At 59.1% G+C, this 25,809-nt stretch carries 22 protein-coding genes; 8 read left to right on the forward strand and 14 right to left on the reverse strand.

What is annotated here, in order from left to right; translation table 11 throughout:
• Window positions 1-38: 38 nt before the first annotated feature.
• Together HMPREF3130_RS07695 and gndA are read right to left on the reverse strand one after the other, a co-directional pair.
• Entirely contained in the window at window positions 39-1,652 is a 1,614-nt protein-coding gene (locus tag HMPREF3130_RS07695; RefSeq protein WP_070429692.1) for a bifunctional hydroxymethylpyrimidine kinase/phosphomethylpyrimidine kinase, read from the reverse strand.
• 47 nt (window positions 1,653-1,699) lie between these two features.
• Window positions 1,700-3,142 (reverse strand): NADP-dependent phosphogluconate dehydrogenase, encoded by a 1,443-nt coding sequence (gndA, locus tag HMPREF3130_RS07700; RefSeq protein WP_172954611.1) that lies wholly within the window; start codon window positions 3,140-3,142, stop codon window positions 1,700-1,702.
• 114 nt (window positions 3,143-3,256) lie between these two features.
• Between gndA and HMPREF3130_RS07705 the strand changes: the two genes are divergently transcribed.
• Window positions 3,257-3,820: a PaaI family thioesterase gene (locus tag HMPREF3130_RS07705; RefSeq protein WP_224433479.1), complete on the forward strand. Its 564-nt coding sequence runs from the start codon at window positions 3,257-3,259 to the stop codon at window positions 3,818-3,820.
• A gap of 92 nt (window positions 3,821-3,912) precedes the next feature.
• Here the strand turns inward: HMPREF3130_RS07705 and HMPREF3130_RS07710 are convergent, their stop codons facing one another.
• Window positions 3,913-5,334 (reverse strand): NAD(P)/FAD-dependent oxidoreductase, encoded by a 1,422-nt coding sequence (locus HMPREF3130_RS07710; protein WP_048734034.1) that lies wholly within the window; start codon window positions 5,332-5,334, stop codon window positions 3,913-3,915.
• A gap of 187 nt (window positions 5,335-5,521) precedes the next feature.
• On the opposite strand from HMPREF3130_RS07710, the gene HMPREF3130_RS07715 reads away from it, so the two are divergent.
• Together HMPREF3130_RS07715 and HMPREF3130_RS07720 are read left to right on the forward strand one after the other, a co-directional pair.
• The gene (locus tag HMPREF3130_RS07715) at window positions 5,522-6,976 is read left to right on the forward strand and encodes a class I SAM-dependent methyltransferase (RefSeq protein WP_070429694.1); all 1,455 of its coding nucleotides are present in this window, start codon (window positions 5,522-5,524) and stop codon (window positions 6,974-6,976) included.
• A 117-nt stretch (window positions 6,977-7,093) separates the two neighbouring features.
• Window positions 7,094-8,803 (forward strand): FAD-binding dehydrogenase, encoded by a 1,710-nt coding sequence (locus HMPREF3130_RS07720; protein ID WP_048734037.1) that lies wholly within the window; start codon window positions 7,094-7,096, stop codon window positions 8,801-8,803.
• Window positions 8,804-8,841: 38 nt separating this feature from the next.
• Here the strand turns inward: HMPREF3130_RS07720 and HMPREF3130_RS07725 are convergent, their stop codons facing one another.
• Window positions 8,842-9,126: an Lrp/AsnC family transcriptional regulator gene (locus tag HMPREF3130_RS07725; protein ID WP_005511316.1), complete on the reverse strand. Its 285-nt coding sequence runs from the start codon at window positions 9,124-9,126 to the stop codon at window positions 8,842-8,844.
• Window positions 9,127-9,301: 175 nt separating this feature from the next.
• Here HMPREF3130_RS07725 and tpx point away from each other — a divergent pair, with 175 nt between their 5' ends.
• Window positions 9,302-9,799, forward strand: coding sequence for a thiol peroxidase (gene tpx / locus HMPREF3130_RS07730; protein WP_049170506.1), 498 nt, complete (start codon window positions 9,302-9,304; stop codon window positions 9,797-9,799).
• A 64-nt stretch (window positions 9,800-9,863) separates the two neighbouring features.
• On the opposite strand, the gene HMPREF3130_RS07735 is transcribed toward tpx, so the two are convergent.
• Complete coding sequence (locus HMPREF3130_RS07735; RefSeq protein ID WP_070429695.1) at window positions 9,864-10,901, reverse strand: hemolysin family protein; 1,038 nt, start codon at window positions 10,899-10,901, stop codon at window positions 9,864-9,866.
• Between the two features lie 3 nt (window positions 10,902-10,904).
• A complete protein-coding gene (locus tag HMPREF3130_RS07740) occupies window positions 10,905-12,341 on the reverse strand; it encodes a hemolysin family protein (RefSeq protein ID WP_070429696.1) in 1,437 nt (478 codons plus the stop codon).
• A gap of 15 nt (window positions 12,342-12,356) precedes the next feature.
• Here HMPREF3130_RS07740 and HMPREF3130_RS11265 point away from each other — a divergent pair, with 15 nt between their 5' ends.
• Window positions 12,357-12,566: a hypothetical protein gene (locus tag HMPREF3130_RS11265; RefSeq protein ID WP_141737797.1), complete on the forward strand. Its 210-nt coding sequence runs from the start codon at window positions 12,357-12,359 to the stop codon at window positions 12,564-12,566.
• A 195-nt stretch (window positions 12,567-12,761) separates the two neighbouring features.
• On the opposite strand, the gene HMPREF3130_RS07745 is transcribed toward HMPREF3130_RS11265, so the two are convergent.
• From HMPREF3130_RS07745 to HMPREF3130_RS07755, 3 genes are all read right to left on the reverse strand, one after another.
• The gene (locus HMPREF3130_RS07745; RefSeq protein ID WP_049193535.1) at window positions 12,762-12,980 is read right to left on the reverse strand and encodes a hypothetical protein; all 219 of its coding nucleotides are present in this window, start codon (window positions 12,978-12,980) and stop codon (window positions 12,762-12,764) included.
• 190 nt (window positions 12,981-13,170) lie between these two features.
• Window positions 13,171-13,881 carry a YceI family protein gene (locus HMPREF3130_RS07750; RefSeq protein ID WP_070429697.1) on the reverse strand — a complete coding sequence of 237 codons (711 nt, stop codon included), beginning with the start codon at window positions 13,879-13,881 and terminating at the stop codon, window positions 13,171-13,173.
• A 17-nt stretch (window positions 13,882-13,898) separates the two neighbouring features.
• Window positions 13,899-14,291: a hypothetical protein gene (locus tag HMPREF3130_RS07755; RefSeq protein ID WP_224783748.1), complete on the reverse strand. Its 393-nt coding sequence runs from the start codon at window positions 14,289-14,291 to the stop codon at window positions 13,899-13,901.
• A gap of 81 nt (window positions 14,292-14,372) precedes the next feature.
• Here HMPREF3130_RS07755 and HMPREF3130_RS07760 point away from each other — a divergent pair, with 81 nt between their 5' ends.
• The gene (locus tag HMPREF3130_RS07760) at window positions 14,373-14,762 is read left to right on the forward strand and encodes an RNA polymerase-binding protein RbpA (protein ID WP_005511311.1); all 390 of its coding nucleotides are present in this window, start codon (window positions 14,373-14,375) and stop codon (window positions 14,760-14,762) included.
• A 322-nt stretch (window positions 14,763-15,084) separates the two neighbouring features.
• Here the strand turns inward: HMPREF3130_RS07760 and HMPREF3130_RS07765 are convergent, their stop codons facing one another.
• The 5 genes from HMPREF3130_RS07765 to HMPREF3130_RS07785 all read right to left on the reverse strand — a co-directional run bounded on the left by HMPREF3130_RS07765 (window position 15,085) and on the right by HMPREF3130_RS07785 (window position 23,720).
• Window positions 15,085-15,897 carry a polyprenol monophosphomannose synthase gene (locus tag HMPREF3130_RS07765; protein WP_016422816.1) on the reverse strand — a complete coding sequence of 271 codons (813 nt, stop codon included), beginning with the start codon at window positions 15,895-15,897 and terminating at the stop codon, window positions 15,085-15,087.
• A gap of 12 nt (window positions 15,898-15,909) precedes the next feature.
• Window positions 15,910-17,598, reverse strand: a complete 1,689-nt coding sequence (gene lnt, locus HMPREF3130_RS07770; protein WP_070429698.1) for an apolipoprotein N-acyltransferase — start codon at window positions 17,596-17,598, stop codon at window positions 15,910-15,912.
• 38 nt (window positions 17,599-17,636) lie between these two features.
• Window positions 17,637-18,257 (reverse strand): FxsA family protein, encoded by a 621-nt coding sequence (locus tag HMPREF3130_RS07775; RefSeq protein WP_048734054.1) that lies wholly within the window; start codon window positions 18,255-18,257, stop codon window positions 17,637-17,639.
• 76 nt (window positions 18,258-18,333) lie between these two features.
• Window positions 18,334-21,984 carry a cobaltochelatase subunit CobN gene (cobN, locus tag HMPREF3130_RS07780; RefSeq protein ID WP_049170639.1) on the reverse strand — a complete coding sequence of 1,217 codons (3,651 nt, stop codon included), beginning with the start codon at window positions 21,982-21,984 and terminating at the stop codon, window positions 18,334-18,336.
• 173 nt (window positions 21,985-22,157) lie between these two features.
• Window positions 22,158-23,720, reverse strand: a complete 1,563-nt coding sequence (locus tag HMPREF3130_RS07785; protein ID WP_049170527.1) for a lipase family protein — start codon at window positions 23,718-23,720, stop codon at window positions 22,158-22,160.
• 251 nt (window positions 23,721-23,971) lie between these two features.
• Between HMPREF3130_RS07785 and cobG the strand changes: the two genes are divergently transcribed.
• Window positions 23,972-25,147 (forward strand): precorrin-3B synthase, encoded by a 1,176-nt coding sequence (gene cobG / locus HMPREF3130_RS07790; RefSeq protein ID WP_065419943.1) that lies wholly within the window; start codon window positions 23,972-23,974, stop codon window positions 25,145-25,147.
• Between the two features lie 11 nt (window positions 25,148-25,158).
• On the forward strand, window positions 25,159-25,809 hold the full coding sequence (locus HMPREF3130_RS07795) for a precorrin-8X methylmutase (RefSeq protein WP_048734062.1): 651 nt from the start codon (window positions 25,159-25,161) through the stop codon (window positions 25,807-25,809).

A 25,809-nucleotide genomic window follows, 5' to 3' on the forward strand; every position in this document is an offset into this window, starting at 1 on the left:
CACGTCCGGTGAGCTTGAAAACTACCGTCCCATGAGATTTACCAACCGCGACCCGGTTGCGCATAGGCCTCGCGCTCAAGAATGGCGGCTCGACGGAAGATGTTGCGGATGGATTTGAGCTCCGCATCGCTGGCCGTGGACATATTCTCTTCAAGGACCTCGAGAGCCTGCTGAACACTGTCAACATACTCGGGGTCGGAATACACCTCCACCCAGTTCGCGATCGCGGAATCCCCATCAACCAGCGATTTTCCTTGCAGAGTCAGCTCGGTTGCAATCCACATTTCGGCGACGACACTGGTTACGGCGACCCGATATGGGTTGAAAGCGCTACAGGAAGAATGCACGTCCAGCAAAAGCTGCGTGATGGTTGTCGGCTCGATGTCCTCGAGCGCCGAAGACGTCTCTTCCAGCGCGTTATTGCTCAATTCCAACGCACGCACCAGGGCTTCCTGTGCGAGTGACGACCACAGAACCTGTTCCTTAGCGCAGGGTGCTTTGGTTGCCAGATGCGACAGGACTGGGAAAACTTGGTGCAAGTACCAGGCCTCTTGCGCTACGAAGAAGTTGGTTTCGTCCGAGGAAAGGTCGCCGCGGAGCATCGTGGGGACGCTGAACATTCCGCCAATCTCGGCAACGATGTCCTCGATGTCCCGCCACAGCTGGGAAGTAAAGGGGCCCGCCGGCGCAATCTGGAGTGAGTGGCCGAAGAAAGATTCCAGCTCCTTCGGCGTCTGCTCAGTATCAGTGCCTTCGATGGCCGCCGGGTAAAAACTAGAGTTCAGATGCACTGGTTGCATTCGGCGAAGCGCGACCTTTTCCAGGCGACGAGCCCTGTGGCCGTGGTCAATGGGGCCGTGCCCCTGGCCGACGTTGAGGTTATCCGCGAAACGAATGGACTCGCTGAGCCAGCGCGTAGTCCAGCGCAGGGCGTCGTTGATCGCTGAGCCCCCACCAATCCGTGTGGCTAGAGCAGCGGACAGCGAACAACCCGTGCCATGGGTGTTCTCAGTGTGAATGCGGGGAGAAGAGCTGAAGAAAACCTGGCCATCGGGGAAGGCCACGGCATTGCCGGCTTCCTCATCACTTAAGTGACCAGTCTTTGCAATCACGATGACATCGTTTTTGCTCGCGAACTCCAGTGCCTGTTCAATCAGCTCAGTGAAGTCGCTGGCCTCCGGGGCGTCGGCAAGCAATGCCAGTTCGGGAACATTCGGCGTGATGACGGTGGCTTCCGCGACCAAGTCGCGCATTGCGTCCATGGCATCTTCGTCAAGCAGACGGTCGCCAGAGGTGGCGACCATAACCGGATCGAGAACAACCACGGCTGGCTTGGTCTCCCGAACCCAGTTGGTGACGGCCTGCGTGAGTTCGCGTGAACCCAACATGCCAATCTTCACCGCGTCGATGGTGACATCCTCAGTTACAGCAGCCAGCTGCTCGACGAGGAAGTCAACAGGTGGGGTGTGGACGGCACGAACGCCCACGGTGTTCTGAGATACCAAAGCGGTGACCACGCCCATGCCATAACCACCGGCGGCGGCGATTGATTTTAAATCGGCATGGAGCCCAGCGCCACCTGTTGGGTCTGTGCCGGCGATGGAAAGAACTCGTGGCACAAAATCAGGCTTTGCCTTCTTGGGAAATGGCATCTCAGACCCCTTTTAACTTCAAGAGCGTGAAGCGACAGACTTCAAGACTACGCTTCAACCTCGGAGCGGTCGCCAGACCAGAGGGTGTGGAAAGCACCCTCGCGGTCAACACGCTGGTAAGTGTGCGCACCGAAGTAGTCACGCTGCCCCTGAACCAGTGCTGCCGGCAGACGCTCCGCACGCAGGCCGTCGTAGTAAGCCAGCGAAGAGGAGAACACCGGAGCCGGGATACCCATCTGTGCTGCAGTGACGACAACGTCGCGCCACGCGTCGAGGCACTCGGTGACCTGGTCACGGAAGTACTCGTCGAGTACCAGCGCCGGCAGCTCCGGATTGCGGTCGTACGCTTCCTTGATGCGGTTCAGGAACTGTGCGCGGATGATGCAGCCACCACGCCAGATGGTCGCCAGCGCACCGCGGTCAATCTCCCAGCCGTACTCCTTGGCACCAGCGTTAATCTCATCGAAGCCCTGCGAGTAGGCAACGATCTTGGAAGCGTAGAGCGCCTTACGGACGCGCTCCACAAAAGCATCGCGATCTTCCGGTGCCTTAGCCAGGCTTCCCGACGGCAGGTTGCGGGCAGCCTCACGCTGAGCAAGGGAAGACGACAGGGCGCGAGCGAACACGGCCTCGCCAATACCAGTTACTGGAATGCCCAAGTCCAAAGCGGCCTTGACCGTCCAACGGCCGGTGCCCTTCTGGCCAGCAGCATCAACGATGACATCCACCAGCGGCTTGCCTGTCTTCTCATCGGCCTGAGAGAGAACCTCAGCGGTAATCTCGACCAGGTAGGAGTCCAGGTCGCCCTTATTCCACTCGCGGAAGATATCTGCAATCTCGGCAGGGGTGAGGCCAGCGGCCTCACGCAGCAGGTGGTAGGCCTCGCCAATGACCTGCATATCCGCATACTCGATGCCGTTGTGGACCATCTTTACAAAGTGGCCAGCGCCATCGGAAGAAATGTGAGTACAGCACGGAACGCCATCAACGTGAGCGGAGATGGACTCCAGCAGCGGGCCGAGGGACTCGTAGGACTCCTTCGTTCCACCCGGCATAATGGATGGGCCAGTCAGAGCACCTTCTTCACCACCGGAAATACCAGTGCCAACGTAGTGCAGGCCACGGGCGCGAATAGCCTTCTCGCGACGGATGGTGTCCGTGTAAAGAGAGTTACCGCCATCAATGATGATGTCGCCGGGCTCCATCACGTCGGCAAGCTGATCGATGACCGCATCAGTAGCGGCACCTGCCTGAACCATGATCAGAGCGCGACGCGGGCGCTCCAGCGAAGCGACGAACTCTTCAATGGTCTCGGACGGGATGAATGAGCCTTCATCACCGTGTTCAGCGATGAGGGTGCGAGTTTTCTCCGGACTGCGGTTGTACACGGCAACGGTGTGTCCCTTGTGGGCGAAGTTGCGTGCGATATTCGAGCCCATGACGGCGAGCCCGACGACACCAATTTGTGCGAGTTCATTGTTATCGGTCATGCCCACCATCTTAAAGCCTGGCCGGGGTTCGTTGTATCTGGGACTCAGAAATTGTTACTGCTTTTAACGTTGAAACTGCCACGAGTGATGGCGTGCGCTGGCACAATGTTTGGCATGACTGACGAGACTATTGCGAATAATGGCAGTTCACAGGACTCTAACTCTGCAGCTTCCGTCGCCGAGCAGGCGAAGAGGAAGGCGCTGCGCGATTATATGACACTGGCGACGAAGGCTAGCCAGGAAGCGCTGAGCGATGAGGAGCTGGCTGTTTTTAACAGCACCTTGGGCGATAACGGAATCGGCGGTCTAGATACCTTGCTGGGCACGAAGTTTGTCCATGTCGGGCCGGAGCGAATTCAGATGGAGCTCGAGGTCGGGCCCGACCACCTGCAACCGTGGGGCCTAGCCAATGGCGGTGTTTATTGCTCGCTAGGTGAGACTGCTGGCTCTATTGCTGGTTTCGTTGCCTGCGGTGCGAAGAAGCCGGTCGTCGGTGTGAACAATAACACCGATTTCTACCGCTCCGCCCGGGCTGGCGAGGTAATCGTTACCACGGCGGAGCCAGAGTACCTGGGGCGCACCATGCAACTGTGGCGCATTGAGCACACCCGCAAGGCAGATGAAAAACTGTTGGCCCGCACCAACCTACGAATTGCGGTACTCGACAAGCCGCTGTAGCAAATCGTTATAGGTGGTAACGGGCCTGGTAGGAAGCTCGCAGGTGGCTTGTCGTGATTAGCTGTTTTCTAATCTGGCCACCTGCAAGTTAACTACTTGTTCCTTTTTGCGCGGTGCTCGCGGCGAGTGTCGCGAACCTCCAGCGGCAGATCCTGCTCAGCCTTGTCCTTGTTGAACTCGGCCAGGCGGTCGATGGCGTTGCGTGCGTACATCTGCTGGCGGGTGGAAACCATCTGCCAACGGTTGCGATCCAGGACGTTCAGGCCCCAGCTGACGCAGGAGACGAGGCGGTTGCGGAAGCCCACCAGGAACATCAGGTGGACGGCCAGCCACAGAATCCAGCCGATGAAGCCGGTGACCTCAACCTTGCCCATCTTCACCACTGCGGAGAAGCGGGAGACGGTTGCCATGGAGCCCTTATCGAAGTACTCGAACGGCTGACGCTCAGCGACGTCGCGGCCGTCGGCCTCAGCTGCAATGTTGGCGGCGACGTACTCGCCACCCTGAATAGCAACCTGAGCAACACCCGGCAGGTTCTCGCGGTTGGACATGTCGCCCACGACGTAGACGTTCTTGTAGTCACCAGCTGTCATGTCCTCGTTGACAACGACACGGCCAGCGCGGTCGGTCTCGGCGCCAGTCTGCTCGGCAATCATCTTGCCCAGCGGGGAAGCGGACACGCCGGCGGACCAAATCTTGCAGAACGACGGGATGAACTCCTCGGTTCCATCCTTCATGTTCTTGTAGGTGACTCCCTCTTCATTGACGTCAGTCACCATCGCGCCCAGCTTGACGATGACGCCCATCTTCTCCAGGGACTTCTGAGCCTTGCGGCCCAGACGCTTGCCAAACGGCGGCAGAACCTGCGGTGCGCCGTCGAGCAGGACGACGCGTGCAGCGTGCGGGTTGTAGCTGCGGTAGGACGATGCGAGGGTGCGGTTAGCCAGCTCGGCCAGCTGGCCGGCAAGCTCAACACCAGTCGGACCAGCGCCGACAACAACGAAGGTCAGCAGGCGCTCGCGCTCAGCCGGATCGTCGGTCAGCTCGGCGCGCTCAAACGCGCCGATGATGCGGGCACGGATTTCGAGTGCGTCGTCGATGTTCTTCATGCCCGGAGCAAACTCGGCAAAGTGATCATTGCCGAAGTAGGACTGGCCAGCGCCAGCGGCAACCAGGAGGTGGTCGTATTCCCACTTGGAAGTCTGGTGACCCAGTTCCGAAGTCACAACCTGCTTTTCGACGTCGATGTCGGTGACATCGCCCTTGACAACACGAACGTTCTGAACACCGTCGAAGATTGTACGAGTGGACGGAGCGATTTCGCCCGAGGACAGGATGCCCGTTGCTACCTGGTAGAGCAGTGGCTGGAACAGGTGGTGGTTAGTGCGGTCGATGAGAGTGACGTCGACCTCGGCGCCCTGCAACTTCTTCGCCGCGAACAAGCCACCGAAACCCGAACCGATGACGACCACGTGCGGGCGTCCGGAGTGCGGGCGGTACGGAGTCTCGGTCATGTATTTTCTCCTCACAGACTTGAAAGTTCTCGAAGTTTTAGATTCGGCTTTTAGCCGGCAAGCCACAATAGTAATCCTCTCGGTGCGCCACCGCCTATTCTGGGTCCCTGCGCGGTAGGCTGCGAGAGCAAACTCAGTTCGTTATTCGTACCTTTATGCGGCGCGATTGTTAGGAGGTTCGGGCAGGGTGAATTCGGCAAGCCGGCAGGCAATTGACGCAGAGCGATGGCCTCGGGTTGCGCGTATTCCAGAGGGGCGTTTTCTAGCGAAACGTGCCGAAATGATGGAACGCTCTTTTGAGCGACTCTGCCAGGATAACGGCATTGAACTGGTTGAATCCGGTGAGTTTGTCGGGGAGTCTTTCATTACTCGGTCGACGGGTGACGCCGATTTGGCTATCGACGGAGTCGGTGGTGCCAGCTCTAGCGGCGGCAGTGAATCTCCCACTAGTTCTGAATCGTTTCGTCCAGTCATTTTCAGCGTCATTGATCCTGTTTTCTATTCTCGACTAGCTGATTCAGAATGGCTCGGATTGGGGGAGGCCTATCTCGCGGGCGAATGGTCCAGTGATGATTTGCCAGAGCTTCTCAGCCGACTGCTCAGCGCCGAGCTTGATATTGCTTCGTTGGGGCCGCTGGCACGTGGTCTGATGAAAGTCGCGCGTTCACGTCCGCGTCTCGATGGGCCAGATATGGCGGGAGAGTTGCCGACCTCATTGCTGGAGCTCTATTCCGGCGAATTGCTGATGGGCGGTTCCGGCCTGTTCGCCTCCGGAGTGCGTACCTCGTCGCGGGAACAGATTCAAAACTATGCCCGTGGTGCTGGCAAGGGTGGGGTTCCCTCGCACTGGTCAGTTGACGTGACTTATGTCGATGCCCCGAAATCCGTCGCGCGTCCCGATTTTCTGCATGCTCAAGTGCGCAATATTGAGCACATCCTCGATCTGGCTCGAGTGCGAGCCGGCGACCGTGTGGCCGAATGGCCGTCGGCAGGCGGAGAAATTGCCCTTCGAGCTGCAGAAAGGGGAGCGGGTGCGGAGGTTATTACCGTCTCTGATGACCACACCGAAACGGTGCTGGAACGGGTGGAAAAAGCTGGATTGCGCGGCGCGGTCGATGTGATCCAGATGGATCGCAACATTCCGTCGCCACGCGAATTCGAGTCCGACTTCGAGGCGGTTATCAACGTCGGGCGTCTGGAGACCTTCGGTCGTGCAGGTGCGCTGCGCTGGCTGAAGAGCGCCGAGCGTCTGCTTGTCGACCGCGGCACCATCGTAGTCCAAATGGTGGTAGCGACGGACAAATTCGATGCGCTCGCCGAGCGCAGCTTGGACCTCGTACGCGCTTACGTGTGGCCGCAGCTGCAGCTTTTCACCATGGAAGAGCTGCGCAAGATGGTGGACCGGGAAACCGGCCTGCGTATCGCGGCGGAAGAGTACATTCCGGCGCACTTCGCGACGACCTTGCAGCTCCAGCGAGATTTCTTTGCGGCGCATGCGCGCGAAGCCGCTGGTATCGGCTACGACAGAGTGTTCCGGAGGATGTGGAATTACTATCTGTCGCTGTTTGAAGCGCTCGTGCGCGCAGAGAAAGTCACGCTCGTACAGGTCGAGCTCGTGCATGCGCCACGCAGGCCTCACTAGCAGTGGGCGGCTCCGGGCGCGTTGGAAATTCGCCAGATAAATAATGCCTGTAAAAATAAATCACGTTTTTAGGCAAAACCACCTCAAAGGTGATGTTTAGGGTCTAAAAACGAAACTATGAACGCACAGAGCACCACACGTACTGCAGACATTGTTGTCGTCGGCGCCGGACTTGCCGGATTGGTCGCGACGTATGAGGCCACGCAGGCCGGCAAGAAGGTCATCCTTGTCGATCAGGAGAATGCCAACAACCTCGGCGGACAGGCTTTCTGGTCGCTGGGAGGAATCTTTCTCGTCGACTCGCCAGAGCAGCGCCGCCTGGGAGTCAAGGACAACCGCGAGCTCGCTGAAGCTGACTGGTTCAACTCCGCGCAGTTCGACCGCGAGGAAGACAACTGGGGACGCAAGTGGGCCAAGGCCTACCTGAACTTCGCGGCAGGGGAGAAGCGTGACTACCTCCGCAATCTCGGCGTGAAGTTCCTGCCTGTCGTCGGGTGGGCTGAGCGCGGTGAAGGGCGTGCCGACGGTCACGGCAACTCGGTACCCCGATTCCACCTCACCTGGGGCACAGGCCCCGAAATCGTCCGCGTATTCGCAGAGCCGGTCGCTGAAGCTGCGAAGAAGGGGCTGGTGGAATACTGCCATCGCCACCGCGTTGACGAGGTGATTGTCGAAGATGGCCGCGCCGTCGGCGTGCGTGGCAAGATTCTGGTTCCCTGTGAATCTTTAGAGCGAGGAGTGGCGTCGTCACGCGAGGAAACAGGGGAGGACTTTGAGATCCGCGGGTCGGCCGTGTGCATTGCGACGGGCGGTGTTGGCGGCAACCTGGAAGCCGTGCGTAAGTGCTGGCCGACCGAGCGCCTGGGCGAGATGCCGAAGGACATGGTCTGCGGTGTGCCAGAGCATGTTGACGGCCGTGGTATCGAGATTGCAGAGCAGGCCGGCGCAAACCTCGTCAACCGTGACCGCATGTGGCATTACACCGAGGGCATGAAGAACTGGAATCCCGTGTGGCCGAATCACGGTATCCGTATCATCCCGGGGCCGTCGGCCATGTGGTTTGACGCAGAAGGAAATCGCCTGCCTGCGCCATATATTCCGGGTGCAGATACTGTCGGCACGATGAAGCACATTCTGGCTACCGGACACTCTTACTCCTGGTTTGTGCTGAATAAGAACATCGTGGCCAAGGAGTTCATTTTCTCTGGCTCAGAACAGAATCCGGATCTGACCGACAAGGAGATCAAGAAGCTGATTGGCAAGGTGACCTCTGGTGTTGCCGCACCGATTCAGGCATTCATGGATAACGGCGAAGACTGGGTGGTTGCCGACGACCTGCCAAAGCTGGTCGAGGGGATGAACGAGATTGTGGAGGCGAGCTCGGGCGGGGAGTCCGGAGCCGCAGCGCCGAAGATTGACCTGGAGAAGCTCGAGGAACAGATTCGTCAGCGCGACATGCAGACCGGTAATCCCTTCTCTAAGGACTACCAGGTCAATTACGTCAACGTGGCCCGGAACTTCCTCGGGGACAAGATCATCCGCTCCGTGCCGCCATCACCGATTTTGGATCCGAAGAACGGCCCACTGATTGCTATTCGTCTGCGCATGCTGACCCGCAAGACGCTCGGTGGCATCGAGACCACCCTCGACGGCCAGTGCTTGCACCCGGACGGAACACCCTTCGAGGGGCTCTACGCCGCAGGCGAGGCCTCTGGCTTCGGTGGCGGCGGCGTCCACGGCAACAACGCGCTGGAAGGTACATTCCTGGGCGGCTGTATTTTCAGTGGCCGCCAGGCAGGCCGCGCGATGGCGGAAGTGGTTAAGTAGCTCCCGCATACCGCACGGCTCGGTGGAAGAAACCGCGCCTACTCCAGCCCGATGGAGAATGCACTTTCCAGGTCGTGCTGAGAGTAGGTGCGGAAAGCCAGCTGAGTCTGGGTGCGAATAACACCGTCGACCTTGCTGATGAGATTTGGAATGATTTCCGCCAAATCATCGTGATTAGTTGCGCGCACCACGACGACCAAGTCCCAGTCACCAGTAACGGAGTAGACCTCAGTCACGCCGTCGATCTCGACGATGGTCTCGGCGGCCTCCGGAATCTTGTCAGCTTCGACATCGATGGACACAATTGCGGTAATCAAACTCATGGCTGCCTTTCCTCGGAGTTTAAACGTGGGGCCCGCTTGAATAGCGTGGCCCGGACCGCAAGGTACGCAAGATTGCTCAAGATACTGCGGCCCGGAATTTCATTTCTGTCACGATTCTACTGATTTCCAGAAAACAGCCTGGAGGATCCGGACGAAAGGCGGTAAAAAGGGCGCTATGACACAAACCGCATTTCAGTCCAACCCAGTCCAGCTTTCCGGAGACCTGCCCGAGGTGGGCAACAAGGCTCCGGAGTTTACCCTCACCGGTGGCGACCTCGGGGAGGTCACCAACGAGACCTTCGCTGGTAAGAAGGTCGTCTACAACATCTTCCCGTCGGTAGACACCGGTGTTTGTGCAGCTTCGGTGCGTCACTTCAACGAGGACGCTGCTGGGCTGGACAACACCGTCGTGGTTAATGTTTCGCGTGACCTGCCGTTCGCTCTCGGCCGCTTCTGCGCTGCAGAAGGCCTGGACAACGTTGAGGTTGCCTCGGACTTCCGCCACGGCTTCGGCGAAGCCTTCGGTGTTGTCCAGCAGGATGGCCCGCTCGCTGGCCTGCTTGCTCGTGCCGTAGTCGTCACTGACGAAGAGGGCAAGGTCATTTACAACCAGCTGGTCGATGAGATCACCACGGAGCCGGACTACGACTCCGCACTGGCTGCACTGAAGTAATTAGCTAACTAGCTTTCAGCAGCAAGTAACCAGCTGGAATCGACGGGGCTCGTCGGCGCACTCGCTAGGCTGTTGCCTGGCGGACTTCGCCGACGAGCTCTTCTAGTACGTCCTCCAGCGCAACGATTCCGTTGACAGAGCTCTCCGAAGTACTATTTTCCTCCGTCACCAAGGCGAAGTGAGCCTGCTCGCGCTGCATCAGCCGCATGACCGTCTGGAGCTTGGCATCCGGGCTGACGCTTGCAAAGGTGCGAATCAGATTCCGCGGGAAGGGTCGGTCGCGGTGACCGTCGTCAAGCGAGAGCAAATCCTTGACATGAAGGTAGCCGATGAAGCTGCTGTCGGCATCGGTGATGGGGAAGCGGGAAAAGCGCGTGCGTGCGCTGAGCTCTTCGATGTCGGCGACGGTGGCGTCGGAGCCAATGGTGACGAGGGTGTCGAGTTGCATAGTGACATCCGCGGCGGTGAGATGCTCGAAGCCGAGAGCTTTGTGGAGGAGCGCGAGCTCGTCATTGTCGAGAAGGCCCTGACGCCCGGACTCGGCGACGAAATCTTGCACCTGACTAGCGGTGAAGGAGGAATCGACCTCGTCCTTCGGAGTGGCGCGAAGAACCTTGCGAACCACGATGTTCGACGTCGTATTCATCGCCCAGATAACCGGATTGAGCACCCGCACAATCACATACAGCGGAATAGCCACGAACTTCGCCGTCGGGCTGGGAGCCGCAATAGCGATGTTCTTCGGCACCATTTCGCCGACAACCATGTGTAAGAAAGTGACAATCAGCAGCGCCAACGCCAGCGCAACCACGTGGGCGGTGCCCGCGGGGAGTCCCAGTGCTGTCATGTAGGGCTCGAAGAAGTGCGCAATCGCAGGCTCGCCGACGGCACCGATGAGCAGGGAACAGGCGGTAATGCCCAGCTGTGTTGCCGCCAGGGAGACCGACACGTTTTCGATACCGCGCAGCGCGTACTTTGCGCTGGTAGAGCCGCTGACGGCATCCGGTTCAATTTGATCGCGGCGAGCCGAGACCATCGCAAATTCAGCGGCGACAAACCAGGCATTGAGGGCCAACAGCAAAATAAGAGTAAGTAGTGGCATGTTCTAGCCCTCCTTTTCGCTGTTGTGCTCGACGTGGTTGTGACTGGTGCCGTCCTGGTCAGCGCCTTCATCCGTGCGCGTGACCTTGTTGCCGGCGCGGTCCACCTGGACACGAATACGGCCAACGCGGTGACGCGCCATGCGCTCGACTCGAAAAGCAACTTCAGCGGTGGTAGGCAAGTGCTCCTCATCGAGGTTTTCGTGGTCGGTGGCTTCGACCGTAATCGTGTCGCCGAAGCGAGGCATGCGATCCAAGCGTTCGGTGATAAATCCACCAATAGTGTCGGATTCTTCGCCCTCCGGCAGGACCAGGTTTAGGATCTCTCCCAACTCATCAGGGCGCATGAGACCGGAAACAATCACCGTATTGGGGCTAATCCGGCTGTAGAGCAACGAACGATCGTCTTGTTCATCGTCAATTTCACCGACGATTTCCTCGACGAGATCCTCCAACGTCACAATGCCGTCCGTGCCGCCGTACTCATCGACAACCACTGCGAACTGGTATGCATCCTCACGCAGTTGACGCATCAGCGGATCAAGTGTGGTCGAGTCGTTCACCACGAGTACATCTTTGGCCAGGCTCGCAGCCGACGTCGTCAAGCGTTGTGCGTGTGGCACGCTGAGCAGATCGGTGTAGTGCACCACGCCGCGAATGTCGTCGACGCTGTTGCCGACGACGGGGAAGCGGGCGTGCCCGGAATCTGCGACGACCGTCAGCATCTCTGCGACGCTCTGATCTTCGATAAAGATGATCTGTGTGCGTGGCGTCATCACATCAGCCGCCGTGCGCTCGCCGAACTCGATCGATCGCGCCACCAACTCGGCGGTCTGCGGGTTAATCTTTCCTTCATCGCTAGAGCGCGTGACGACGGCACGGAGTTCCTCCGCCGTCCTGGCACTGGCGACCTCTTCCTCAGGGGAGAAGCCGAGCCGTTTTAGCACCCAATTAGCCGCGCTGTTGAGTAGCCAGACCAGCCAGCCGAATGCGAACATGAAGGCATTCTGTGGCCTGACCACGAGGTTTGCGACTTTAGTGGGCTCGGCGATGGCCCAGTTTTTGGGGACGAGTTCGCCAAAGACCATTTGAGTGAAGGTCGCGATAATGAAAGCGCCCGTAGTGCTGATTGCAGTGACGGTGGCGGGAGAGATGCTAGTGCCACCAAATGCGGCTTCGAGGAGGACGCCGAGGGAAGGCCCGGTCAGGAAACCAGCGACGAGGCTGGTGACCGTAATTCCCAGCTGTGCGCCGGAGAGGTTAGTAGAGGTGCGTGATAGAGCACGGTCTACTAAATATGCGGACCTTGAGCCGGCGTTTGCGGCGTTCTTGACGTCGTTTCTATTAACCGTGAGGTAGGAAAACTCGACAGCAACGAAAATTGCGTTGGCGAAAACGAGGAAAAGAAAGACCGCTAAGACGATGAGTGCGGATACAATCACGCGGCATCACCTGAAGTGTTCGCTGCGTTCGCTGAGGATGCTGCGGCGGTTGCTGCGGTGATTGCGCTTACTGCGGCTACAGAGAGCCCGTCAACGTTGGCGCGAGGCTCTGGGTCGTCGGACGAGCCAGATCTATCTGATGTGTCGGATGTATTGGGTCTGTCTGAGCTGCTGGATGTGTCTGAGAGTTCAGGCATGCGGGAAATCTTACTAAAAATTCCTTAGGTCTGACGGTAATGGCGCATCGGCGGTAATGGGGAGGACGGGACCCTTAGGCCAAAATGTCATAATGTATATTATCGGACAAATAATGAAAGTGGTTGGCCCTGGGGTTTTCTGAATTTCCAGGGCTGCCGCTTTTTCCGCCGCCGCTTTTCTGCTGCCGTGTTCTATCTTGGCGCTTGATCTATGCCGTCGGGATTATTGCTCATTGTCCTTGGCGTTCGCTGCAAGCTCATCCGCGTTGCGGACGGCAATCTCTTCCCGCAGCCGCTTGTTCTGCCACAGCGTCATGCCAATCAGGAGTATGCCGACAGCCACGAGCCACCACGCGCCCTTGTAGGCCACGAATGCAATGAAGATAATCAGTAGTACCATTCGCACCTTTCGTGCGAGCAGCATTGCTTCGTAGGTGTTCATATCGTTGTGACTCCCAACTGGCCTACCAAAATTGTTTTTGGCAGGACTTCTGTGGTGTGTGCCTAAATGGCTTTATTGCGTCACAGTGACGAATCGAGGTGTATTTTCGCTGGCTATAAGCCTCTTTGGATTAGCGCTACTGCGATTCTCTTTAGATGGCTGTGTCTGCCAGCCGCGAAACCTACGCGTCCTACGCGTCCTGCTTCTCTGCGACAATGCGCAGATTGAGTTCGCCGTTCTCCTCGATGGATGCAGCTACAAACTGTGGCAGGCGCACGTTGTAATCCAGGCGGTTGATTGGCAAAGAGCCCGACAACAAAACCAAGTTTTCGGTACGAGCGGCCTTCATTGGTACGGTGACATCATTGGTGACACCGCGGATGGTCAGGCGTCCCGGAATCTCGATATTCGCCCACTGGCCGTTATCTGGAATGCTCGAAATATCGAGTGGTTCTGCAAGCTCAAACTTAGCTTCTGGGTACTGCTCAACGCTGAAAATATTGTTGCGGACATTGATGTCACGACGTTCAATATCGCTAGTCAGAGTTGCCATATCAACAACAACGGATGCGTCCTCAAGATTGTTGTCAGCAACCTTCAGCTCACCGGTGACATCGTGAGTGGAACCGGACGTCGTCCGCCTGCTGCCCGGCAGTACCTCGTTAAAAGTAAAACCAACGGAGGTGTTCTGTGAGTTATCGCCACCGATAATCTTCCAGGTGCCATTCGCATCAGTTGTTGCTGCAGGCAGCTCCGTGGCCTCGAAATCCTCTGTACGCACCCCTTCATGCGTGAAAACGCGATACAAAACTGGCCCCACAATAACAATTGCGAGCGCAACAACTGCAACGGCTATCAAAGTAATAATTGACTTACGGACACCAGAATTCATAGTGCTCATCCTATCCTTTTAATCCGCTATGGGATAAACCGTTCCACCTCGCGCGTTTTCATAATCAATTCCTGCGTAATCTCCTGCAGGACGGCAGTCTCCATGCCGTCGTCAAGCGCGGTGCGCAAGTCTTCGGCGAGACAACGTACTTCGAAGAGCCCGTCCCCTATTCGCTTTACGACGTCATCGCCCGCCGGCCTGCTCGTGGCATCGGTGGCGGTCTTTAGCGTGAGATCCGAATTGATTCGCTCGGCAATCGGCCTGGAAGCGCCTTTTGCTACGCCAGTGCGTTTTTCGTACGCACGCTGCCGGCAGGCTTGGCTGCAGAACTTGCGACGGCGACCGCGGATGGCGACCTCCATTTCGCGGCCACACCACTGGCAATTGGCAGTAGTTGTGCTCGGCTTTTGATCTGACACAGAAGTCAATTATGGCATGAATACAGATTAAGGCGTTATAATGTGTGGTCTAGTATTTCTACCAAAGGGGGCACGTTCCACATGGCAGATCGAGTTCTTCGTGGCAGTCGCATGGGCGCCGTTTCGTATGAGACCGATCGCGATCATGACCTCGCGCCGCGAATGATGGTCCGCTACCGCACTGAATCCGGTGAGATCTTCGAGGTCCCATTCGCGGATGACGCGGAAATTCCAGGTGAATGGCTGTGCAAGAATGGCCAAATTGGTGAGCTGGTTGAAGGCGAAGGCACTGAAGCCAAGCCGGTGAAGCCGCCGAGGACTCACTGGGACATGCTCCGTGAGCGCCGCTCCATCGAGGAGCTCGACGTGCTGCTGGATGAGCGTGTTGACTTGCTGCGCAAGCGTCGTCGTAACGCCGCTCGCCTGCTGAAGGCTCAGAAGGAAGCCGAAGAAGCAGAGAAGAACGCTTAAGGTTTGAGCTGGCTTGCGCTAGTGAGCTTTAGGGCGCTGCAGCTGTGAATTACATGCTGCAAAATGGGTCCGGATAAGGTTTTGCTCCTTATTCGGGCCCGTTTTTTGTTGGTGCCTGGCTGCGGCGGGCCGATCCGAGTTACTGACTGCGTTTATGACAAAAAGACCCTGAAAAATGGCTGAAAGCTGTCATAAACTAAGACAGTTTCACATTTGCAGCCCCCATTCATACAGGCAGCCCGTATTCACATTTGCAGCCCGCAGTCATACAGGCAGCCCGTCTCCACACAGGTAGGCCGCAATCTTTGGGGCTGCCCTAGCCCTACTTGCGGAATCGCTGCTTAAACTCGTGACCAGCCAGGCGACCAATCTCCGACCCCAGGTTTTTTACCTGCTGCGAGCGGTGCTTGAATCCCCACTTGGTGACCTGCAGCAGAGACTGCTTCACAAAGCTGCCATCCATCTTGGACTCGCCGTACTCGCGCTCAGTAAAGGTGATCGGAACCTCCTCCACCAAGAAGCCCGCCTGTACAGCCTCAAAAGCGAGCTCGGTCTGGAACAGGTACGCAGCCTTGCCAATGTTCTCGAGGTCAAGGGTTTCGAGAACTTCCCGTCGATAAGCACGGTAGCCAGCGGTGATATCCGAGATGCCCGCGCCGAGCGCCAGCGAGATGTAGAGGTTGCCGCCGCGGGAGAGAACCTGACGGCTCATTGGCCAGTTGACGGTCTTGCCGCCCGGAATGTAGCGGGAACCGATGACGACATCGGCACCGTCCTCGAGCTTCTCCAGCAGCAGATGGAACTGCTCTGGTGCGTGGGAGCCGTCGGCATCCATCTCGCAGAGAACCTCGTAGTCGCGCTCGAGACCCCAAGCGAAGCCCGCGCGGTACGCACCCCAGAGACCGCCCTTGCCCTCGCGGTGCAGGACGTAGATGTGCTCTTCGCCGTTGTCCGACTTGTCAGCGGCAGCGATTTCATCGGCGAGCTCACCGGTGCCGTCTGGTGAAGAGTCATCGACAACCAAAATGTCGACGCGAGGCTCCGCTGCGCGCAGGCGTGCAATCACGCCCGGCAGGTTTTCCCGCTCGTTGAAAGTGGGAATGACAACCAGCGTCGACTCATTTAGGGCAGTCACTCGTGATTCTCCTTAGTGCATGTTCTGCTCAGTATCCCGGCCATCAACTTCATCTGCGCCTGCCCTGGCATCTCCGCCACGGCGACGCAGGACGGCACCAACCACACAAAGAATACCGAATGCGGTCAGTAGACCTTCAATCCACGTCCCGAAGCGGGCTGCAAAAGTCAGGTGGGCGTACTGAGGCAGAGTTTCAGTGAGTACCTTCTGCTCGAAGATTTTGCTCCGCTTTACGACGTCTCCGTGCGCATCCACAATCGCGCTCACACCGCTGGTTGCGGCGACGGCCGTGGAGCGTTGGAACTCCATGGCTCGCATGCGGCTCATGGCCAGCTGTTGGTAGGTCATGTCGGTGAAACCGAAGGTGGCGTTATTTGTGGGCGTGGCCAGCATGGTTGCGCCGTGTTTGACTGCGTTGCGGAAGGCACCATCGAAGACCACTTCGTAACAGGTGGCCACGCCTAGATTGACCTTCTTTAAACCATCGGTGCCTGGCGTTGTAACCACGGCATCGCCGTTGCCCGGAGTCATGTCTCCGGCGTGAGCGACCATGTCGGAAAAGTGACGTAGCAGTTCGCGGAATGGCATGGTCTCGCCGAAGGGCTGGAGATAGATTTTCTCGTGCTGGTCGCCGGGGCCGGTCTGCGGATCCCAGACCACCATGGTGTTTTGCACCCCATTGGTGTAGGTAAAGGTGCCGACCACGATGGGAGCGCCAATATTCATCGCGGCGTTTTCGATAATGCGTGCCGCTTCCCCATCCGTAAACGGGCTGACATCGGAGGAGTTTTCGGGCCAGATGACGATGTCCGGCTGCTCTTCCTTACCTTGGTGGACACGTCGGGCCAGCTCATTGGTGGCATCGGCGTGGTTTTGCAGGACTGCGCGGCGCTGGGCATTGAACTCTAAACCGAGGCGCGGAACATTGCCCTGGATAACCGCGACACGGGTGTTGTCAGCGGCCGTAGGCTCAGGCAGCGGTTGGGTCCACGCAGGAAGAACCCAGCCGACGAATAACGCTCCCACCAAAAGCGCAGCGGAGGTTGCATAGGAACGTAGCGTGAGCGCGACCAGTCCCGCACCAACGCAAGCAGCGAGGAAAGTGACCAATGCAGTGCTGCCGATTGCCACTGCTGGGGCCAGCGGGCCGTCGACCTGCCCCCAGGCAACGCGGAGCCAGGGGAAGCCTCCGAAAGGCCAGCGGGCTAGCAGCGCCTCCCCTGCCACGAGCGCAGCGGCCATGCCAGGGAGCTTCAGCGCGAAGGGGAAACTGGATTGGGCAATCAGCCACATCGCAAGCGCCGCCGGAATTGCGAGCAGTCCCAGCACAATTGAGAGCGCCACGTAGGGGCCAATGCCGACGAAGGAGCCGATCCACGGCAGTGAGAAAAGAGCCGTCGCTGTTGCCCAGCTGAAGCCCACCACTACGCTGGATTTCCAATCGGCTGCGCAGAAGAAGGCAAAAATGAGCAGGGCGAGGCCGATCCAGGCCGTCCACCACCAGCTCATGGGCGCATAGCTTAAGAACTGCAATCCACCAGCGAGGATTGCAATGAAGGCGAGAACGAGGCGCTGCTTTAGTGGGGTAAGCGCGCGAAAGCGCGCCTGCCAGCGATTCGGATTCTCCAGAATGTCTTTCGAAGCGTCTTTCTGAGCGACGTTCCCGTGCTCGCTGGAGCGCGCTTGGCGGTTAGTGTGCACTTGTATAAGAGAACTCTCTACGTTTGCGAGTTTTTGAGTTAGCGCTTGTCGCTGTCGTCCTGGTCATCATCCCAGGCGTTGTCCGGTGCCGGTGGGACGATTTTATCCTGTGGGAAGGCCTTGCCATCCGCACCCGGGAAACCACCAGAGAATCCAGGGAAACCCGAAAAACCGCCAGCACCAGCGCCAGTTCCTGGAGCACCCGGGTTCATGCCGTACTGAGAGACCACCATCATGCTGCGGTCACTGAAGTTGCGGAGTCCGTTGAGCAGCGCCACCGATCCGCTCTTACGAATCAGCCAGCGAGTCGGCGGTAGCACCATGAGGAAACCAACAACCGTGGAGACGACGCCCGGCAGGGCAATCAGCCAAGAGCCAACCAACAGGATTGCCGAGTCAGCCACAAAGTGTCCCGCGCCCTTTGCCGAGCGCTTGATTGCCTCCTCCGGATGCTTCTGTCCGTACTCAGTAAGAGTACGAGAAGTATCCAGCAGCAACTTCTGGTAGATGCGCTTGAACTCGATGGCGGCGAAAACCAATCCCAGAATGAATAGACCCAGAACCAGCAGGACGGTCCAGCCATAGCCAATCCATTCACCAAGTGCGATAAAGGCCGCAATCTCGGCGATGAGGTAAATAATTGTGAACCACTTGCTCATAGTTCCCCAGTGTAACCGCCACTAGATGAGCAAGTGGTTACGGCTATCGGCCGGTTAGACGACGACTAGCGGTCGCCTACCGGTCAGCGCGCTCCTCCAAGTCGCCCTCTGTATCCAGGTAGGTCTGGCGCAGCAGATCCATGCGTTCCTGGTCGGGGTTTTCCCACATACCGCGCTCGGCGGCCTCCATCAGGCGCTCGGAAATATCGTGCAGAGCCCACGGATTCGACTGTTCAAAGAACTCGCGGTTTTCCGGGTTCGCAACGTACTCGTCGGTAAGCGTTTCGTACATCCAGTCATCCATGACCTGCGCCGTCGCGTCGTAACCGAAGAGGTAGTCGACGGTTGCGGCCATTTCGAAGGCGCCCTTGTAGCCGTGGTTACGCATTGCCTGCATCCAGCGTGGGTTGACCACGCGGGCACGGAAGACGCGTCGCGTCTCCTCGTGCAGGGTGCGGGTGCGCACGGCGTCCGGGCGGGTGGAATCGCCCACATAGGCCTCCGGAGCGGAACCCGTCAGTGCGCGGACCGTGGCGATCATGCCGCCGTGGAACTGGAAGTAGTCATCGGAGTCGGCGATATCGTGCTCGCGGGTATCGGCATTCTTCGCGGCAACCTGAATACGGCGGTAGGCCGTCTTCATGTCGTCAGCTGCCTCTTCCCCATCGACACCGCGGCCATAGGCGTAGCCACCCCAGGTCGTGTAGACCTTTGCCAGGTCCGCGTCATCGCGCCAGGAACCGGAATCGATCAGCTGCAGCAGGCCAGCTCCATAGGTGCCCGGCTTGGAACCGAAGATGCGACGCGGGCGCTCCTGCTGGTCGGCCTTCGCATGGGCGCGCACGTAGTTGTCCTCATCGGATTCATCAAGCTTGACGACGAGCTGAAACGCATCATCCAAAAGGTCGATAACATGCGGAAACGCATCACGGAAGAAGCCGGAAATACGGACGGTCACGTCAATGCGCGGGCGGCCCAGCTCCTCCAGCGGAATCGGCTCAAGGCCGACAATACGGCGAGATGCGTCATCCCACACCGGATGCACACCAATCAACGCGAGCACCTCGGCGATGTCATCGCCCGAGGTACGCATGGCGGAAGTGCCCCACACCGACAGACCAACCGACTTGGGGTACTCACCGTGGTCGGCGCGGTAGCGCTCAATCAGGCCATCGGCGAGGTTAACACCGGTTTCCCAAGCCAGGCGCGACGGCACCGCCTTGGGGTCAACCGAGTAGAAGTTGCGGGCAGTCGGCAGCACGTTGACCAGGCCACGCAACGGTGAGCCGGAGGGGCCAGCCGGGACGAATTCGCCATCGAGAGCAGAAAGAATGCGTGGGATCTCCTCGCTGGTAGCAGCCAGGCGCGGGAGAATTTCGTCGCGGGTGAACTGCAGCAGCTCGACGACCTGGTCGAGGCCGTTTGGTGCCGCGATATCGGCAAATTCCTCGGAGCCGAGCACATCAGCCGCGATCTGTGTCACCGGTTGGTCGGGATTCTTCACCACGGCGGTTACCAGCGCCGTAGCCAGTGCATCGATAGAGTCCACAGCGTGGCGTTCATCGGTGCCGTCCTCGGCCAGGCCGAGAGCTTCGCGCAGGCCCGGCAGGGTCTGCTTGCCGCCCCACAGCTGGCGGGCGCGCAACATGGTGGTCACAGTGCCGATTAGAGATTCGTCTTCCGGTGCCTGGCTGAGCACGTGGAGGCCACCGCGGATGGCGACGTCCTTAATCTCGCAGAGCCAGCCGTCGACATGCATGAGCATGTCATCGAAGACCTCCTCGTCCGGGCGCTCGTCCCAGCCGAGGTCGCGGTCCATCTTCGCGGCGGTCAGCAGCGTCCAAATCTCCTGGCGGATGGCCGGCAGCTTGGCCGGATCCATGGCGGAGATGTTCTGGTGCTCGTCGAGAAGCTGTTCCAGACGGGTGATGTCACCGTAGGATTCGGCGCGGGCCATTGGCGGAATGAGGTGGTCGACAAGCGTGGCGTGAGCACGGCGCTTGGCCTGTGTGCCTTCGCCCGGGTCGTTGACCAGGAAGGGGTAGATCATTGGCAGCTCGCCGATGGCAGCATCCGGGCCGCAGGAAGCGGAAAGGCCGACGGTCTTGCCCGGCAGCCACTCCAGGTTGCCGTGCTTGCCCATGTGAACCACGGCATCGGCGCCGAAACCGCCCTCCGCCTGCGGCAGCGACAGGAAGCGGTAGCAGGCCAGGTAATGGTGCGTCGGCGGCAGATCCGGGTCGTGGTAGATACCCACCGGGTTGTCACCGAAACCGCGCGGTGGCTGCACCATGACCACGACATTGCCGAAGGTCAGGCCCGCAATGTAGATGTCCTGGGTATCCGGGTGGACGTACAGGGTGCCCGGCGCGGCACCCCACTTGTCCTGCATGTCGGAGCGAAGTTCTTCCGGCAAGGTAGCGAAGAACTTCTCGTAGGTGGCAGCGGGCAGGCGAAGCTCGGCTGCCTCCATAACCTCTTCGGTCAGCCAGTCCGGGTCCTGGCCGCCGGCCTCGATGATGGCGTGCATGAACGCATCTGGTTCATCGGCACCATCCTCGGCGGTGGCATATCCGGGGATTTTGGTGGTGTCGCCGAGGTTGTATCCGGCGTCGGCAAGCGCGTGCAGCACCTTCAACGTGGATGCTGGTGTGTCCAGACCGACAGCGTTGCCGATGCGGGCGTGCTTGGTCGGGTACGCAGAGAGCATGACGGCGACGCGCTTGTCAGCGTTGTTGATGTGGCGGAGCGCGGCGTAACGGGTGGCGATGCCGGCCAGGCGGTCGCAACGCTCGAGATCCGGGACGTAGGAAATGAGCTCGTCGGAGTCGATTTCCTTAAACGAGAACGCGACCGAGATGATGCGGCCGTCGAATTCGGGGACGGCGACCTGTGTTGCGACGTCCAGCGGCGACAGACCTTCGTCGTTGTCCTCCCATGCCGCCTTGGACGAAGTCAGGGCCAAACCCTGGATGATGGGAATGTTCAGGTCTGCGAGTGCGGCGACATCCCAGCCGTCATCGTCCTGGCCGGCCTGCGCGAGTGCCGGGCGGTTGCCGCCAGCGGCGAGCACCGTGGTGATGAGCGCGTCGCAGGAAGCTAGCTCTGCCAGCAGTTCATCGCTGGCGGTGCGCAGGGACGCGGCGAAGATAGGCTTGGCGACGTAGCCGCGAGCCTCGACCGCGTCAGCAAGCGCCTCAATGTAGTGCGTATTTCCCGCCAGGTGCTGGGCGCGGTAGTAAATAATGCCGACGGTGCCGCGGGAATCTTCCGTGGCCACCTTGGAGTCGCGCTCCAGGAAACCCCAGGCCGGCATGCGAGTGGGCTCTTCAAAGCCAAGACCGGTCAGAAGCAGTGTGTCCGACAGGAAATTGTGCAGCTGTGCGAGGTTCTTTGCGCCGCCTTCCGCCAGGTAAATGTGCGTTTGCGTGGCGACGTTTGCGGGAACTGTCGAATACTCGGTGAGTTCGGCATCGGGTGCCTGCTCACCGGAGACGAGGACGGTGGGAATACCGGAGTTCACAAAGTAGTCGATGCCGGATTCCCAGGCGCGGCGGCCACCGAGAAGTCGGATGATGACGACATCGGCGCCGTCGGCAAGCGTGGGCAAATCATCGTCGAGCAGACGCGCCGGGTTTGCCCAACGGTAGGACACCTCCGGGTTGGCCTGAGCGGCCGCGCGGGCGGACAGAAGGTCGGTATCCGAGGTCGACAGCAGCAGAATCACGGTGTAGTCATTCACTTCCTGGGGAGCAACGCGTCCCCGGTCGGCGGGAGTCTGCCTTCTAACCGATGACGAGGTCTGACTGTGACAGTGGCGCGACCGTGCGGATTTTCACCGAGCTTCTCGTCAGCGGCATGGCAGTGGATTTCTCCATCACTCTACTGCAGGGGCTATTGCTAGAGTTCCAGCGACTGCTCCGCCGGCTGATCTGGGAAGTGGGACCAGAGGAAGTCGGTGGCATTAGTCAGTTCCGCGAGCATCGGAACGATATGGTTAATGCCCGTCTTCGGTAGCACCGGTGAAGTCGTGTTTTCGACGTACTCCAGGTCGGTGAAGCCGAGATTCAGCCAGGAATCGCGCAGCTTGCGAACCTGGTTGATGGGGATGATGTCATCATGCTCACCCGAGTAGAGGTACACCGGCGCATTTGGGACGAAGTTGCCGACGCGCTGGCGTGCGAGTTCCTTCTGTACCGGCTCGTAGCGCTTAATCATCTCGCTGAGTGACTCACCGCTAGTCGTGTACTGGTCAGTGGTTTCAAACGAGTGATGGAAACCCAAGCCACCCGCGCAGTAGTTGCCCACGTTGTCCAGCAGTTCTTTGCCTTCGGGGCTGATTTCTTCCTTGAGGACTCGGCGCAGCTCCGGATCCTTATCCAGGACAGAATTGATTGCCAGTGCAATCGCGGCGGTCAGCGTAGTGCCATCAATCTGGTCGAGGACGTTTGCGAGATCGGACGGCGGGCCGCCGGCGGCAGATGCGGCGACGTTGAGCTCTGGAGCGTAGACACCTGCACGCTCAGCGGCTGCAGCGGCTGCGGAGCCGCCCTGGGAGTAGCCATAAATTCCCACGGGCGCATTTTTGTCCACGCCGAGCTCGTGTGAGGCAGACACGGCATCAAACAGCGACTGTGCCGAGGCGATGTTGTCGACGTAGTCCTGGTTACCCTGGGAATTGCGGTGGTGGTCGATCATCACCACAGTCGCGCCTCGCTTCAAGTTCGCGACCATCGGGATCGTCTCGTATGGAGCAATAATGTCCAACGGACCGAACTCAATCTTTAGGCCGGTCTGCGAGGATACCGAGGGGTCGCACTTTTCCGCGCCACCCTGCGTGCCCGGCGCGATTGCGACGACCGGACGCGGACCGCTGCCCTTCCACTCCGTCTTCGGCGTCACCACAAGGGCTGTGTCCACACTGGGATTTCCGAGGGAATCCGTGGAGTTGTAGTGAATACGCTTGGCATCCACATTCCACAGCTTGTCGTTCACCATCATCTCGGCATCCTCACTGCTGACCAGCATGCCGGCATTTGCCGTGCGCGACGGGGTCAGCGGCAGAGAATTCAGCGGAGAGGCTGCGGCCACGCGAGCCTGTTCCGGGGTCAGCTGCCTGCCTGCGCCCTCGCTACCAGACTCCTCATCGTCTTTCTCGATGCCGAGTAGCCTCTCCATATTCGGGTTCGGTACATGGCCGAAACCAGGCAGTTCGCGGTTTGCGCTTGACGACGACACCTTATCCGCCAGCCCACTATCCGATAGGCCCGGGATGTTTAGTGGCTGTGCGTTTGCAGGTGTAGCCAGGCCGATGGTCATAAGACCTGCTAGCGCTACCCCGATTCCCGTTCGGATTGTGCGACGGTTTCGTCGTGAAGCAGAGCGTGTCTGTGTCGAGGCACGGCCGGTGCCGACGGTGTCGTGTGCCTCGTGCGTGAGTGCTTCAGCGTCGTGATGTGGCATGAAATCTCCTGAATAACCCCAGATTGAAAACCCAATGAAAACTTCCCTTAATTCAGAGGAAGTTAGGTTATGAAAACAATAAGGTTTTAAAAAGGTAGATCGGTGGATTTTCAGTGAAGAATTTGTATGTTTTTGCGGAGGGGTATGAAAACTCCACTTCAGGATGGTTTCGTTGGGCTGGAAAGGGGCTGGATAATGTGCCCCTGTTTTCGGGGGCTCAGCTCTGTGTGTGTTTGCGTATTCTTGAGAGTATGACTGCATCTGATCAAGGAACCCGCACTCGTCAGGACGGTTGCCCCGGCAGCCGCAAGGTTCATATCGCAGCTGATGGCGCAATTGGTCGTCTGCGCTTCCCCGGAGGCTTTCTCCCCGCGCCGGGCTTCGCCGTACTCGCCGATTTGGCCGAGAATTTCGGCGACGGTGATATTCACTTCACCTCCCGCGGCAATGTTCAGATCCGTGGCATCACCAACACCGGCGCATTCGCCGATGCCGCGGAAGAAGAGAAGCTGGTTCCCTCCACCAGCCACGACCGCGTACGCAACGTTCTTCAGTCGCCGCTGTCCGGTCGCGTCGGCGGTAAAGCTGATGTGCGCGACCTGGTTCAAGAGTTCGACAAGGCCCTCATCGCGGAGCCGTCGCTGGCAACACTGCCAGGTCGCACACTCATGGCTTTCGACGATGGCCGCGGTGACGTGCTCGGTGAGCGCCCCGACTTCGGTGTTGTCGCCCACGATGAGAACACGTTCGAACTCATCATTGGTGGCGCGACCTCGGGGCTTGTCGTCTCGCGTGACGACGTCGTGGAGGCTCTCATCACCACAGCGAAGGTGTGGAATGACAGCCGTGGTTCAGCCTGGCGCATCGCCGAAGCCAATGCGGCCGAGCGCGTTGCTGATGCCGTAGTCGAGGAATTGGGCGCGCGAGTTCGTCGCCAGGAGCCGACTCCGGCTGAGAGCTTCGATGCCACCGCCGGGCTGTCCCGCCAGATCGGTTGGATTGACCAGCCGGATGGCCTGGTTAGCCTGGCCGCTGGCCTGCGCTTTGGTGTCCTCCCGGCGCGTCTGGCCCGAGCGATCTCGCACACTCAGGTGCCGGTGCATATCACTCCGTGGTACTCGCTGATCCTGCATGATTTGGAAGAGGAAGTTGCCGAACAGGTCGTCAAGGTATTGGCGCCCAATGGTCTGATCTTCGATCGGAAGTCCACCTGGCTGCGCGTCAGCGCCTGCACCGGACGCCCCGGCTGCAAAAAGTCTCTGGCTGACACCCGCGGCGATGCTTCTCACGCAATTGCCGATGGCCGACTGCCCGAGGGGCGCGTGCACTTCTCCGGTTGTGAGCGTCGCTGCGGCAAGCCCAAGGGCGGTTACTTCGACTATCTCGCCACCGGGGACGGAGAATACGAAGTCACTGCTGTGGACTAGGCTTTAAGCCTATGAAGCGCTTTGAGTACAACACCGACGGTGCGGATATTTACCGTAACTCGTTTGCCATCATTCGCGAAGAAAGCGATCTTTCCCGCTTCGATGCCGATGAGGAAACCGTCGCTGTCAGAATGATTCACGCAGCAGGTCAGACCGACCTGGCCAAGGACATCGTCTTTTCCACGGGAGCTGTGCGCGCAGCTCGCCAGGCTCTCGAGGAAGGCGCTCCTATCTTCACCGATGTCAACATGATCGCCTCGGGTATTACCCGCAAGCGCTTACCTGCTGACAACGAGGTCATCTGCCTGCTGCGTGATGAGCGCGTCCCCAAGCTGGCTCAAGAACTCGGCACCACGCGCACTGCTGCCGCCGTGGAGCTGTGGAAGCCACGCCTAGAGGGCGCGGTTGTCGCCATCGGCAACGCTCCCACCGCCCTCTTCCACCTGCTCAACCGCATTAATGAGGGCTCCTTCCCCATGCCCGCTGCCATTTTGGCCATGCCAGTGGGCTTCGTCGGTGCCGCGGAATCAAAGCAGGCCACTATCGACTCCGGTGCCGAAAACCCAGAGCTGAAGTACATCACCGTCACCGGCCGTCGCGGTGGCTCGGCTATCACCTGTGCTGCCCTCAATGCCATTGCGACCGCAAAGGAGATCATCTAA

The organism is Corynebacterium sp. HMSC14B06 (assembly GCF_001807075.1).
Taxonomy (GTDB): domain Bacteria; phylum Actinomycetota; class Actinomycetes; order Mycobacteriales; family Mycobacteriaceae; genus Corynebacterium; species Corynebacterium jeikeium_D.

Excerpts from the sequence above, each read along its gene's own strand:
- HMPREF3130_RS07695 (WP_070429692.1), bottom strand. The coding sequence starts at position 1,652 with ATGCCATTTCCCAAGAAGGCAAAGCCTGATTTTGTGCCACGAGTTCTT.
- gndA (WP_172954611.1), bottom strand. The coding sequence starts at position 3,142 with ATGACCGATAACAATGAACTCGCACAAATTGGTGTCGTCGGGCTCGCC.
- HMPREF3130_RS07705 (WP_224433479.1), top strand. The coding sequence starts at position 3,257 with ATGACTGACGAGACTATTGCGAATAATGGCAGTTCACAGGACTCTAAC.
- HMPREF3130_RS07710 (WP_048734034.1), bottom strand. The coding sequence starts at position 5,334 with ATGACCGAGACTCCGTACCGCCCGCACTCCGGACGCCCGCACGTGGTC.
- HMPREF3130_RS07720 (WP_048734037.1), top strand. The coding sequence starts at position 7,094 with ATGAACGCACAGAGCACCACACGTACTGCAGACATTGTTGTCGTCGGC.
- HMPREF3130_RS07725 (WP_005511316.1), bottom strand. The coding sequence starts at position 9,126 with ATGAGTTTGATTACCGCAATTGTGTCCATCGATGTCGAAGCTGACAAG.
- tpx (WP_049170506.1), top strand. The coding sequence starts at position 9,302 with ATGACACAAACCGCATTTCAGTCCAACCCAGTCCAGCTTTCCGGAGAC.
- HMPREF3130_RS07735 (WP_070429695.1), bottom strand. The coding sequence starts at position 10,901 with ATGCCACTACTTACTCTTATTTTGCTGTTGGCCCTCAATGCCTGGTTT.
- HMPREF3130_RS07745 (WP_049193535.1), bottom strand. The coding sequence starts at position 12,980 with ATGAACACCTACGAAGCAATGCTGCTCGCACGAAAGGTGCGAATGGTA.
- HMPREF3130_RS07750 (WP_070429697.1), bottom strand. The coding sequence starts at position 13,881 with ATGAGCACTATGAATTCTGGTGTCCGTAAGTCAATTATTACTTTGATA.
- HMPREF3130_RS07760 (WP_005511311.1), top strand. The coding sequence starts at position 14,373 with ATGGCAGATCGAGTTCTTCGTGGCAGTCGCATGGGCGCCGTTTCGTAT.
- HMPREF3130_RS07775 (WP_048734054.1), bottom strand. The coding sequence starts at position 18,257 with ATGAGCAAGTGGTTCACAATTATTTACCTCATCGCCGAGATTGCGGCC.
- HMPREF3130_RS07785 (WP_049170527.1), bottom strand. The coding sequence starts at position 23,720 with ATGCCACATCACGACGCTGAAGCACTCACGCACGAGGCACACGACACC.
- cobG (WP_065419943.1), top strand. The coding sequence starts at position 23,972 with ATGACTGCATCTGATCAAGGAACCCGCACTCGTCAGGACGGTTGCCCC.
- HMPREF3130_RS07795 (WP_048734062.1), top strand. The coding sequence starts at position 25,159 with ATGAAGCGCTTTGAGTACAACACCGACGGTGCGGATATTTACCGTAAC.